Origin of the sequence: Mesorhizobium tianshanense (genome assembly GCF_007830515.1) — a bacterium.
Lineage (GTDB): Bacteria > Pseudomonadota > Alphaproteobacteria > Rhizobiales > Rhizobiaceae > Mesorhizobium > Mesorhizobium tianshanense.
The window spans coordinates 74,590-87,168 of record NZ_VLKT01000011.1 but is presented as its reverse complement, the minus strand read 5'-3'; the positions used below and the strand labels follow the sequence as shown (position 1 = coordinate 87,168).

8 protein-coding genes are annotated in these 12,579 nt (G+C 64.6%); all 8 read right to left on the bottom strand.

The features are described 5' to 3' along the window. Nucleotides 1-328: 328 nt before the first annotated feature. A complete protein-coding gene (gene amaB, locus IQ26_RS10970; RefSeq protein WP_145716727.1) occupies nt 329-1,840 on the bottom strand; it encodes an L-piperidine-6-carboxylate dehydrogenase in 1,512 nt (503 codons plus the stop codon). 165 nt (nt 1,841-2,005) lie between these two features. Further along, on the bottom strand, nt 2,006-3,280 hold the full coding sequence (locus tag IQ26_RS10965; protein WP_145716725.1) for an RNA polymerase sigma factor: 1,275 nt from the start codon (nt 3,278-3,280) through the stop codon (nt 2,006-2,008). Further along, complete coding sequence (locus IQ26_RS10960) at nt 3,277-3,651, bottom strand: YciI family protein (RefSeq protein ID WP_145716723.1); 375 nt, start codon at nt 3,649-3,651, stop codon at nt 3,277-3,279. Before IQ26_RS10960 ends, IQ26_RS10965 begins: the two co-directional genes overlap by 4 nt. 114 nt (nt 3,652-3,765) lie before the next feature. Further along, the gene (locus IQ26_RS10955) at nt 3,766-4,869 is read right to left on the bottom strand and encodes a DNA topoisomerase IB (protein WP_145716721.1); all 1,104 of its coding nucleotides are present in this window, start codon (nt 4,867-4,869) and stop codon (nt 3,766-3,768) included. Nucleotides 4,870-4,948: 79 nt separating this feature from the next. Continuing rightward, on the bottom strand, nt 4,949-5,833 hold the full coding sequence (locus IQ26_RS10950; protein WP_145716719.1) for a transglutaminase family protein: 885 nt from the start codon (nt 5,831-5,833) through the stop codon (nt 4,949-4,951). A gap of 2 nt (nt 5,834-5,835) precedes the next feature. Further along, on the bottom strand, nt 5,836-8,241 hold the full coding sequence (locus tag IQ26_RS10945) for a circularly permuted type 2 ATP-grasp protein (RefSeq protein WP_145716718.1): 2,406 nt from the start codon (nt 8,239-8,241) through the stop codon (nt 5,836-5,838). Between the two features lie 6 nt (nt 8,242-8,247). After that, a complete protein-coding gene (locus tag IQ26_RS10940; RefSeq protein WP_145716716.1) occupies nt 8,248-11,643 on the bottom strand; it encodes a transglutaminase family protein in 3,396 nt (1,131 codons plus the stop codon). A gap of 123 nt (nt 11,644-11,766) precedes the next feature. Further along, nucleotides 11,767-12,579 (bottom strand): acyl-CoA dehydrogenase family protein (locus tag IQ26_RS10935; RefSeq protein WP_145716870.1); only part of this gene is annotated, 813 nt, incomplete at its 5' end.

The following is a 12,579-nucleotide window of genomic DNA, read 5'->3' as shown; positions in this document are numbered from 1 at the left end:
TGCGCTCGACGACGGATGAGGGAAGCTGCCCGAGTGACGCAGCAGCCGAACAGCGATGGGAATTCCGAACCAACGGAATCGACCATACTATGGTGTTAAATTAACGTCAATGTGTGTGATTTTTGAGATCAATCTTGCGGCCGAGGCCCTTACGGCCGCCGATGTCCGAACCCGGACCGGCCGCGGCAGCTTCTGACGAACAGGCGCGCATACAGCGCGATCTCGCCACCATCGCTCCACCGCAGATGGCAAGGTCATGGGAAATAACGGTGACCGGGGCCAATCGTGGCAGCTACGACGTATCTGCCACGACAAGGATCCCATCGGCTCAGTCGATGTCGAATGACACGCCCTGGGCGAGCGGCAGCGCCTTGGAATAGTTCACCGTATTGGTGGCACGCCGCATATAGGCCTTCCAGGCGTCGGAGCCCGACTCGCGGCCGCCGCCGGTTTCCTTCTCGCCGCCGAAGGCGCCGCCGATCTCGGCGCCTGACGTGCCGATATTGACGTTGGCGATGCCGCAGTCCGAACCGTCGACACCGAGGAAGCGTTCGGATTCCTGCAGGTCGCGGGTGAAGATCGATGACGACAGCCCGGCTCCGACCGCATTGTGCTCGTCGAGCACGGCGTCGAAATCCGAGTATTTCATCACATAGAGGATCGGCGCGAAGGTCTCTTCCGTCACCGGCGACACCTGCCGGGGCATCTCGACCAGTGCTGGATGAACGTAATAGGCGTCGGGATGGCCGTTCTCGACCCGCGCACCGCCGGTCACCTTGCCGTCATGCGAAGCCGCTTCCTTGAGCGCCTTCTGCATATTGTCGTAAGCGGCCTTGTCGATCAGCGGCCCGACCAGCGCGCTTGTCTCCATCGGATTGCCGACCGAGACGCTTTCATAGGCCTTCTTCAGGCGCGGAACCAGGGCATCATAGATGCTCTCGTGCACGAACAGGCGCCTCAGCGTCGTGCAGCGCTGGCCGGCCGTGCCCATGGCGCCGAAGGCGATGGCGCGCAAAGCCATGTCGAGATCGGCCGTCGGGCAGACGATGCCGGCATTGTTGCCGCCGAGTTCCAGCACCGCGCGCGCAAAGCGCTTCGCCAGCCGCGGACCGACGTCCCTGCCCATGCGGGTTGAGCCGGTGGCCGAGACCAGCGGAACCTTCAGATGGTCGACCAGGATTTCGCCGACGGCGCGATCGCCGATCAGCACCGGCGCCAATCCTTCGGGCGCATCGCCGAAACGTTTTGCCGCGCGCTTGAAGATCGCTTCGCACGCGAGTGCCGTCAGCGGTGTCTTTTCCGACGGCTTCCACACCACCGCGTCGCCGCAGACCAGCGCAAGTGCTGCATTCCACGACCACACCGCAACCGGGAAATTGAAAGCGGAAATGACGCCGACGACTCCCAGCGGATGCCAGGTTTCCATCATGCGATGGCCGGGGCGCTCGGTCGCGATGGTCAGGCCGTACAATTGCCGGGAGAGGCCGACGGCAAAATCGCAGATGTCGATCATCTCCTGCACTTCGCCGAGCCCTTCGGACGGAATCTTGCCGACCTCGATCGATACCAGCCGGCCAAGCTCGGCCTTGTGCGCGCGCAGTTCCTCGCCAAGCAGCCGAACCAGCTCGCCGCGCCTTGGCCCCGGCACCAGCCGCCACGCCTGGAAGGCCTTATGGGCACTATCGATGGTCTTGGCCGCATCGGCCGGCGAGATCGTCTTCAGCGCGGCGATCTGCTCACCCGTCACCGGACTGCGCACGATAAGATCGCCGCCCGAAAGCGTATCCCCGGCAACCCCCAGCCTCGCCAGCAGCCCGGCCGTTTCCTTCGCAATCGTCATCTTTGTCCCTTTCAGATCCAGTCGCTTAGCGTCTGTGCACGCGCCGTGTGCTCATCGGCACATCAGGGGCGCTGTCATGACGTGGCATTACTCGTTTCAGGGAAAAATCGCCACCCCGGCATGGTCTAAGCCGAGGTCAGACCGTTGAACCAGTGAGGCGAGCGTTCAGTGCGCCGTCCGCGCGGCTCCCCGCGTGGCGCCTTCCTTCATCAGCCGGTCGATATGCATGCGGATATGGGCGGCCTCGGCTGCCGTGTTGGCAAGCGCGATGGCACGGTCGAAGGCAGTACGCGCCTCCTCGCTTCGACCGAGCTGCATCAGCAGGCCGCCCTTGAGGCCGAAGAAATGGAAATAGCCGGAAAGCCTTTGTTCCAGGGGCTCGATCATGGCAAGTGCCGCTTCCGGCCCGCGCACCTTGGCGACCGCGACGGCGCGATTGAGCGTCACCACCGGCGACGGCTGCATCTGCTCGAGCAGGCCGTAGAGCAGGTCGATCTCGTTCCAGTCCGTATCTTCGGGCTTTTCCGCCCGCGCATGCAGGGCGGCGATCGCGGCTTGCACCTGGTAGGGACCCGGCTTCTGGTGGCGCAGCGCCTTGTCGACCAGCGCCAGCCCCTCGTCGATCATCTTGCGACTCCACAGGCTGCGGTCCTGGTCTTCGAGCAGCACGATCTCGCCATTCTCGTCGAAACGCGCCGGCGCACGCGCATGCTGGAGAAGCAGAAGCGCCGTCAAACCCATGATCTCCGGCTCGGTCTGGAACAGCCTGAGCAGCAGCCGGGCCAGTCGGATCGCCTCTTCGCAGAGCGGCGCGCGGGCCGGTGCCTCGCCGCTGTTGGTCGAATAGCCTTCGTTGAAGATCAGGTAGACCATGGCGGCAACGGCGGCGAGACGTTCGGACCGCTCGACCGCGCCGGGCGTCTCGAACGGCACGCCGGCATCAGCGATGCGCGCCTTGGCACGCGTGATGCGCTGCTCCATGGCGCTTTCACCGACGATAAAAGCGCGGGCGATCTGCTTGACGCTCAGGCCTGAAACGATACGCAACGCCACGGCGATCTGCTGCGTCGCCGGCAGGTCGGGATGACAGCAGATGAACAGCAGCCGCAATATGTCGTCGCGGTAATGCGCGCCGTCCAGCCGTTCGGCGATGTCGGTCTCGGCATCCTCCAGATCGGAGATCTGGTCCTCTTCCGGCAGCGGCGCCTGCTTGGCACGCTTGCGCACTGCGTCGATGCCGCTGTTGCGGCCGACGAAGATCAGCCAGGCTGCCGGATCGCGCGGCGGCCCGTTTGTCGGCCAATTCTTCAGCGCTCGCAGGCAGGCGTCCTGGAAGGCTTCCTCCGCCGCATCGAGATCGCGGAAGTAGCGCAGCAGCGCACCCATCGCCTGTGGACGGGCGGTGCTGATCGCCGTGCTGATCCAGGTAAGGTCGGTCATGCGGGAACCTTGGCGGGGCTGAAGAGCGAAACCGGCCGTATTTCGTAGGAGCCGCCGCTCGGGTTGACCTCGGAAAGCTCGCGGGCGAAATCGACGGCTTCGTCGAGATCAGCGCATTCGAGGGTGTAGAAGCCGAGGAACTGTTCCTTGGTTTCGGCAAACGGACCGTCGATGACGATCGATTCGCCCTTGACCTTTCTCAGTGTCGTCGCGGCGGTCGTCGGCAGCAACCGCGCCACCGGGCCAAGCCGGCCCGCCTTGGCGTATTTCTCCTGCACGCCGATGAGCTTTTCCATGACGGCATCGTCCTGCTCCTTGCTCCACGAGCAGACGACGTCTTCGGAGGCATAGCAGAGGATAGCGTAGAGCATTGGGGCGTCCTTTTCTTCTGTCAAAGGACGAAACAGTAGAACCGATCCCGACACAGCGTCGATAAAAAAATGTGTCCTGCGAGGCCGTGAAAGTCTGCGGTTGCTCTGTCTGGTTCAGCCTTCTTGCGCCTTCAGCCATCTCAGAACGAGAGCTTCTTCATCAAGGCCGGCTATCGATCGCTTCCGCTTGTTCGCATCCGCCATTTCGCTGAGCAACCGTCCTTCGGACCAGGCATCGAACACTTGCGGGTGGATGTAGCATTTGCGGCAGATGGCGCGCGTGTTGCCCAGCCGCTCGGCCACCTTGTCGATGACGCCGTTCATCACCCGCTTCTGTTGTGCCTGGCTTTCGGGTCGTTCGGTTTGCGCAAACAGCGACGCGGCATGGATGGTGCCGCCCCAGGTCCGGAAATGCTTGGAGCTGAAATCGACCCCTGCCGTCTCCCTGATGTAGCGGTTGACGTCGTCGGAGCGGATCGGTCGCCTGCTTCCTTCCTCGTCGAGATACTGGAACAGCTTCTGGCCCGGCAGGTCCTGCGCCCCGCGCACGATCCTGGCGATCCGGCGATCGACGAGCTTCAGCTTCCATTCCTTGCCGGACTTGCCCTTGAAAGCGAAACGCAGGCTCGAGCCATTGATGTCGACATGGCGGTCGCGCAGCGTGGTCAGCCCAAAGCTGTTGTTGTCGCGAGCATAGGCGGCATTGCCGACGCGGATCATCGTATTGTCGAGCAGCCAGACCACAGCGGCGACAACCCGCTCCAGCGACAGACCGCGACGGCGCAGATCGGCGTCGATCTGGCGTCGCAGCTCAGGCAGGATTTCGGCAAAGGCGACCAGGCTCGAGTATTTGACGCCGTCACGCTCCTCAGCCCACAGCGCATGATACCGATACTGCTTGCGCCCACGCTGATCCCGGCCGGTCGCCTGGATGTGACCGTCGGCATCCGGCGCGATCCACACATCCGTCCACGCCGGTGGAATGGCGAGCGCCTTGATGCGGGCCATAGTGTCCTCATCGACGCCCTGCCCGTCAGGCCCTTTGTATGAAAATCCTCTGCCGGCCCTAAAACGGCGGATACCGGGCTCGGTATCGGTGATGTAGGTAAGCGAGGCTCGATCGGCACAGGCTTGCGATCCATTTTTCGGCACCCCGTTCTTTGGTGCAACCTTCCTGGCGACCGATCGGCCAGACGACGACCCGGATTTGTCCAGCATGTCCTCTCCACGAAGTTTTTCCCGTAGATAAGCGCCGGACCCGCAGCTGGTTCCCCCATGGATTGCGGACTCGCTGCCGTCATGTCTTCTCGAGCACGACCGGAATGACGTCGACCGCTTGCTCGCCGACCTGCCCGCCCGTCGTCTTCAGCACGCCGACGATCGGCGCTACATCCGAATAGTCGCGGCCGTGGCCGACGGTGATGTGGTCGTTGCTTGCCCGCATGCCGTTGGTCGGATCGAATTCCTGCCATCCGGTGTCGCGTCCGCACCACACCTTCACCCAGGCATGCATGGCGTCGGCCCCTTCCAGTCGCGGTTTCCCGCGCGGCGGAATGGTGCGCAGGAACCCGCTGACATAGCCGGCGGGAACACCCAGGCCGCGCAGGCCGGCGATCATGATGTGTGAAAAATCCTGGCAGACACCCCGCTTCAGGCTGAAAGCGTCGCTGGCTCGGGTCCGAACGGTGGTCGCTTTGCCGTCATAGGTGAAATCGCGATGAATGCGGCTGCACAGGTCCATGGCCGTGCCGACGACGGAACGGCCGGCACTGCCCTGCGCGTAACTCGTGATCGCCGCATCGACGCCTGCATGGTCGCTGGCTGCCAGAAAGTGATGCGGTGTATCGGGCGACAGCGACCGCACCGCGTCGAGTTCCACGCGCAGCCGGGGAATGTCGGGCGATACGTCAAGCCCGGGTTCCGGCCGCGAGACCGCAACGCGCGCGCTCATCCTGATGTCGAGCGCATCGTGGACGTCGCGAAAGGCGATCGACGTGACGCTGTTGCCGAAGAAGTCGGAAAAGTCCGAGCGTTCGCTCGGCGACGGCGCGAAGGATAGCGAAGCGGCGATCACGCGCTGCACCCCCGATATCGTCGGCGGCAGCACATGCACCTGATGACGGCCGCCGCCGGCTGCGGCATCATAGTCGTAACGCAGATTGAGCCTGATGTCGTAGAGCATACTTACCCGAAATAGGCCTTGGCGAGGCTGTTGTAGAGGCCGCCGATCTCGTCGGCGAGATCGTCCAAGGCTTTCGCCGTCATATCCGAGGGCTCCTTGATGGCGATTGCCGTGTTGAGCTGCAGGATCTCTTTTGCCGCCGGCGACATATGCCCCTCGCCGCCGACGGAAGGCAACAGCGCGATTTCGGCCTTCAGCCGCTCAAGCTGGAACAGGATCGAGCGCGGGTTGAGCGGATCGAGCACCAGGAGATCGATCACCGTGCGCCGGCCGGCCTGCACCGGATACTGCCGCCGATGGGTCATGACGCTGTCGCCGATCTCCAGCATCATGTCGAGCGCGCCGTCCGGCGCAGCCGCCCTGGTCAACCGGGCGAGCGTGCGGGCGATCTGGATACCGCGTTCCAGCCGCCGGCCGATCTCCAGGAAGCGCCAGCCGGTGAAGCGGTACATATTCTCATGCAGCAGGCCGGAAAACCCGGCGAGCTTGCGCAGGATGACCGTCATCGCCCGCGTCGCATCGTCGCCCGGCGCCACCGTTGTCGCGAATTGATGAATGGTCTTCGACAGGTCCTTCAGCGCCAGCCAGCCATCGGGCGAAAAGCGGTCGCGGATCTGTCCGGCACTGTAGACGGCGCTGTCCAGCGTGCCGATCAGCCCCAGCGGGATCGCCGTCGCGGTGTCGATGCCGAACGGTTCGAGATAGTCCCTGATATCGGCAAGCAGCGGCATGTCCGGGTCGGACGCCTCGGCCAGCCGCACGTGATAGGCGCGCAGGATGCGTACCGTGTCTTCCGATCGCTCGATATAGCGGCCGAGCCATGTCAGGTTTTCCGCCGAGCGGCTGGGCAGGCTGCCCGGCATGCTGCGGGTGAAGCTGTCGTGCTCCTGCGGCAGCAGCGTCTCGCGCTCCACCGGCCTGTCGCTGACCACCCAGACATCCGCCGCCTGACCGCCGCGCTGCATGGCGAGTGCTGTCGGGTCAAGCGAAAAGCCGACGCGGGCAAAACCGCCGGGCATCACCGTCCAGCCTTCCGGCGTTCGCGCCAGATAGACGCGCAGGCTTGCCGGCCGCGGCTCCAGCCAGCCGCCGACATAGACCGGCGTGGTCGAAAGCGTCACCGCTTCCTGTCCGACAAAGTCGCCGCCGTCCCGTTCGATCTGCGCTATCAGTTCGGCCCGTTCTCCGGCCGACAGCGCCGAGCCCAGCCTGGTGGACTCGTCATCCTCGAAGGCAAGCCGCGTCGACAGCGCCGGACCGATTACCATGCGGTCGATATTGGCGAGCACATGCGCGCGCTCCGTGTCCCGCCCGCACCACCAAGTCGCGACGCTCGGCAAAAGAAGCTCCTCATTGCGCAATTCGCGCGAAATCTTCGGCAGGAAGGCGAACAGCGCCCGCGTTTCCATCAGCCCGGAGCCGAGTGCGTTGACGGCCGAAACGGCGCCCCGGCGGATCGCCTCGACCAGCCCCGGCGTGCCGATCTGCGAATCCGGCCGCAATTCGAGCGGATCGGCGAATGCGGCGTCGAGCCGTCGCCACAGCACGCTGACCGGCATCAGCCCCGAAACCGTGCGCACCATAAGCCGGCCGCCGGAGACGGTCAGATCCTCGCCTTCGAGCAGCATGATGCCGAGATAGCGGGCGATATAGGCATGTTCGTAATAGGTTTCGTTGAGCGGCCCCGGCGTCAGGATGGCGACCCGGCCGCCTGATCCCTTGGCCATGCCGTTCAGCGCGTCGCGAAAGCGACGGAAGAAGCCGGCAAGGCGGTGCACATGCATCTCGCCATAGATGTCGGACAGCGCACGCGTGGTGGCGACGCGGTTTTCCAGCGCGAAGCCGGCACCTGACGGCGCCTGCGTGCGGTCGCCCAGCACCCACCAGCGGCCGTCCGGTCCACGGCCGAGCTCGAAGGCGCAGAAATGCAGGAAATGGCCGCTGGCCGGCCTGATGCCGACGACGGGCCGCAAATATTCCGGGCTCGCCGCGATCAGCCCCGCCGGCAGGATACCTTTCTCGATGAGCCGGTTCGGCCCATAGATATCGGCTATCGTCTCCTCGAACAGCTCGGCCCGCTGGACGAGGCCGGCGCTGATGTCGGCCCATTCCTGCTCCTCGATCAGCAGGGGAACATGCGCCAGCGGCCATTCGCGCTCGTTGGCGCCGGCCTTGTCATAGACGCGGTAGTAGACACCGGCGTCGCGCAGATACTGATCGGCGCGGGCGAACCGCTGGGCGAGCTTTTCTGGCCCCAGGTTCTCCAGTGCCTCGATGAAGTTCGTCCAGACCGGGCGGGGATTGCCCGATGCATCCACCATCTCGTCGACGACGCCATCGATCGGCTGGTAATGCTCCAGCAGGTTATGCGGCCTGCCGCGTATTTTCTCGTGATTCCCCTTTGCCATGGCTGATCAGAGTCTTGCAGGCCGCCGCAGGTCAAGGGTCATCGGGAAATCTTCAGCGGCTTCTTCGTCGCGCAGCACGTAACCGGACGGCGTATGGCCGCGCGGCTCGAAGCGGGCGAGCCGCCGCGCCTCCGCTTCGTTGCCGTTGACCGGAAAGGTGTCGTAGCTGCGCCCGCCGGGATGCGCGACATGATAGACGCAGCCGCCGACCGCCCGGTCCGACCAGCGGTCGTAGATGTCGAAGACCAGCGGCGTGTTGACCGGCAGCGCGGGATGCAGGCCCGAGGCCGGCTGCCAGGCCTTGAAGCGGACGCCCGCCACCGCGATCTCTCTGGTATCGGTCACCTTCATCGGCACGATGCGGCCGTTGCAGACGACGGCGTGACGCTCGGGGTTGAGCCCTTCGGTCTTCACCTGCAACCGCTCGACCGAGGAATCGACGAAACGCACGGTGCCGCCGATCGCGCCCTGCTCGCCCATGACGTGCCACGGTTCCAGCGCCTGCCGCAGCTCCAGCTTGATGCCGGCATGCTGGACCTCGCCGCAGAACGGAAAGCGGAATTCGAGCTGCGCGTCGAACCATTCGGGGCGAAACTCGAGGCCGTTCAGCTTGAGGTCGTCCAGCACGTCGAGAAAGTCAGCCCAGACGTAGTGCGGCAGCATGAAGCGGTCATGCAGCGACGTGCCCCAACGCACGAAGCGGCCATCGAGCGGGTCGTTCCAGGCGCGGGCGATGATGGCGCGCACCAGCAATTGCTGCGCGAGGCTCATGCGCGCATTGGGCGGCATCTCGAAGCCGCGGAACTCGACCAGCCCTAGCCGGCCGGTCGGGCCGTCCGGCGAAAACAGCTTGTCGATGCAGATTTCCGAGCGATGCGTGTTGCCGGTGACATCGGTCAACAGATTGCGGAACAGCCGGTCGACCAGCCACGGCAATGGCACATTGCCCTTGTCCGGGTGCGGCACTTGCGCCATTGCGATCTCGAGTTCGTAGAGCGAATCGTGGCGCGCCTCGTCGAAGCGCGGCGCCTGGCTGGTCGGGCCGATGAACAGGCCCGAGAACAGATAGGACAGCGACGGGCGCCGCTGCCATTGCAGCACCAGGCTCTTCAAGAGGTCGGGGCGGCGCAGGAACGGGCTGTCATTGGGTGTCGCGCCGCCGACGACGACATGGTTGCCGCCGCCGGTGCCGGTATGGCGGCCGTCGATCATGAACTTGTCGGCGCCAAGCCGCGTCTGCCGCGCCTCCTCGTAGATCGCCGTGGTCGTCGCCACGCAGTCCTGCCAGTTCGCAGCCGGGTGGATGTTCACCTCGATGACACCGGGATCCGGAGCCACACGGATGACGTTGAGGCGCGGATCGTGCGGCGGGCCGTAGCCCTCGATATGGACCGGCAGGCCGATCGCCTTTGCCGCGTTCTCGGCCGCCGCGACCAGTTCGAGATAATCTTCCAGCGCCTCGACGGGCGGCATGAACACGCAAAGCCGTCCGTCGCGCGGCTCGACCGAAAGCGCGGTGCGCACCGCGCCGCCGATCTCGGTGATCTCCTGTTCGACACGGTCCTGCTGGCCGGTCGCGGCGGTGAAGGACACCGCCTGCTGGCGTCGCGCCATTTCGTCGGCGCCTTCCAATTCGGCCAAAGTGCGCTCGGGCAAAGAGGCAGCCTCCGGCAAGGGAGCGGCCTCAGGCACAATAGCCTCGCGCGCCGGCAATGGTCCGCGCGGCAGGGAAGGATCGACCGGCACGATGTAGGGGAATTGTGCCGGCGGCACATAGGGAAGCGTGCCGAGCGGCAGGCGGTAGCCGACCGGTGAATCGCCCGGCACCAGGAACAGCTTGCCGCGCCGCGTCTTCCATTTCTCCGAACGCCAGCGCGGTCCCGACGCCTGGCTGTTCCAGCGCTGCACAGGCAGGACATAGCCCGACGGCTTGGTCAGGCCGCGCTCGAACACTCGCGCCATGCGGCTGCGCTCCTCGGGGTCCTCCAGCTTGGAATTGGACGGATCGACATTGTCCGGCAGCTTGCCTTCCTTGAGCAGCCACTCGGCCGGGTCCTCATAGGCTTCGCTGACCATGGTCTTGTCGATGCCGAGTTCATCGGCAATCGTCGTCAGCAGGCTTTCAGCCTGCTTCGGCCCAATATTCGCTTCGCTGTTTTCCCGTGCGATCAGCGACGGGTCGCTCCACACCGGGTCGCCGTCGGTGCGCCAGTAGAGCGAGAAGGTCCAGCGCGGCAGGCTTTCGCCCGGATACCACTTGCCCTGCCCGTAGTGCAGGAAGCCGCCGGGCGCGAAACGCTCACGCAGCCGGCGGATCAAAGCATCGGCCTTTTCGCGTTTTGTCGGGCCGACGGCGGCGGTGTTCCACTCCTCCGCCTCGAAATCGTCGATCGACACGAAGGTCGGCTCGCCGCCCATGGTCAGCCGCACGTCCCCGGCCTCGAGCGCGGCGTCGACCTGATTGCCGAGCGCATCGAGCGCCTGCCAGCTTTCGTCGGAGAACGGCTTGGTGATGCGCGGGTGCTCGGCGATGCGGTCGACCCGCATGTCGAAGCCGAACTCGACATTGGCGAAGCTCGCCATGCCGGAAATGGGCGCGGCGTTGCGGAAATGCGGCGTGGCCGCCAGCGGCACATGGCTTTCGCCGGTGAGCAGGCCGGAGGTCGGGTCGAACCCGATCCAGCCGGCCCCCGGCAGATAGACTTCGCACCAGGCATGGAGGTCGGTGAAGTCGATCGCCGTGCCAGGAGGCCCGTCAAGCGCGACGAGATCGGGTTTCAACTGGATCAGGTAGCCGGAGACGAAACGCGCGGCGATGCCGAGGTTCCTCAGGATCTGCACCAGGAGCCAGCTCGAATCCCGGCACGATCCCTTGCCGGCGGCCAGCGTTTCCTCAGGCGAAAAGACGCCGGTTTCCATGCGCACGATATAGGCGATCTCGCGTTGCAGGCGCGCATTGAGGTCAACGACGAAATTGACGGTGTTGGTTGGAATTCGATCGATGGTTTCCAGGAACGCCGACAGCAGCGGCCCGGCCGGTTCTGGTGTCCGGTAGATGGCGAGGTCGTCGCTGATCTCTTCCGGATACTCGAAGGGAAACGTTTCGGCCGACGGCTCGACGAAGAAATCGAACGGATTGTAGACCGTCATGTCGGCGACGAGGTCGACCTCGATCTTCAGTTCCGTCACCGGTTCCGGAAACACGAAGCGGGCAAGGAAGTTGCCGTAGGGGTCCTGCTGCAGGTTGACGAAATGGTTCGCCGGCTCGACCTTCAGCGAATGGCTGAGCACCTTGGTGCGGGAATGCGGCGCCGGCTGCAGCCTGATGACCTGAGGGCCGAGAACGACCGGCCGGTCATATTTGTAATGGGTCAGGTGGTAGACGGCTGCCAGAATTGCCATGGTGCCCCGGAAGTCGGCGTTTCGAAACGAATTCGCCGAACCCTGACACAAATGCTGGCCATTCTCCAAGCAGAGATGTTGCGGTGCACCTAATTTAAGCAGCGCCAAACGATCCGACGGCGTCTAGAAGAAGGCCTGCAACCCGGTCTGTGCCCGTCCAAGGATCAGCGCATGCACGTCATGCGTGCCCTCATAGGTATTGACCGTCTCCAGGTTCTGCGCGTGGCGCATGACATGGTAGCTGATCTGGATGCCGTTGCCGCCATGCATGTCGCGCGCCTGGCGGGCAATGTCGAGCGCCTTGCCACAATTGTTGCGCTTGACGATCGAGATCATCTCCGGCGCCATCTTGCCTTCATCCATCAGCCGCCCCACGCGCAAGCTGCCCTGTAGCCCGAGCGCGATCTCGGTCTGCATGTCGGCGAGCTTCTTCTGGAAAAGCTGCGTGCCGGCCAGCGGCTTGCCGAACTGCTTGCGGTCGAGGCCATACTGGCGAGCCCGATGCCAGCAATCCTCCGCCGCTCCCATCGCGCCCCAGGAGATGCCGTAACGCGCCCGGTTGAGGCAGCCGAACGGACCTTTCAAGCCGGAGACGTTGGGCAGCAGCGCGTCTTCACCGACCTCAACACCTTCCATCACCACTTCGCCGGTGATCGACGCACGCAGCGACAGCTTGCCGCCGATCTTCGGCGCCGACAGCCCCTTCATGCCTTTTTCCAGCACGAAGCCGCGAATTTGGTTTTCATGCGCCCCCCCACTCGCGCCGGACAACTTCGCCCAGACGACGAAGACGTCGGCGATCGGTGCGTTGGAAATCCACATTTTCGAGCCGGAGATCTTGTAGCCGTTTGCCGTCTTCTCGGCCCGCGTCTTCATGCCGCCCGGGTCTGAACCGGCATCCGGCTCGGTCAGGCCGAAGCAGCCGATCCACTCGCC

Bases quoted from the DNA above. Each gene is read 5' to 3' on its own strand.
- amaB (WP_145716727.1), bottom strand. From the start codon at position 1,840: ATGACGATTGCGAAGGAAACGGCCGGGCTGCTGGCGAGGCTGGGGGTT.
- IQ26_RS10960 (WP_145716723.1), bottom strand. From the start codon at position 3,651: ATGCTCTACGCTATCCTCTGCTATGCCTCCGAAGACGTCGTCTGCTCG.
- IQ26_RS10945 (WP_145716718.1), bottom strand. From the start codon at position 8,241: ATGGCAAAGGGGAATCACGAGAAAATACGCGGCAGGCCGCATAACCTG.
- IQ26_RS10950 (WP_145716719.1), bottom strand. From the start codon at position 5,833: ATGCTCTACGACATCAGGCTCAATCTGCGTTACGACTATGATGCCGCA.
- IQ26_RS10940 (WP_145716716.1), bottom strand. From the start codon at position 11,643: ATGGCAATTCTGGCAGCCGTCTACCACCTGACCCATTACAAATATGAC.
- IQ26_RS10955 (WP_145716721.1), bottom strand. From the start codon at position 4,869: ATGCTGGACAAATCCGGGTCGTCGTCTGGCCGATCGGTCGCCAGGAAG.
- IQ26_RS10965 (WP_145716725.1), bottom strand. From the start codon at position 3,280: ATGACCGACCTTACCTGGATCAGCACGGCGATCAGCACCGCCCGTCCA.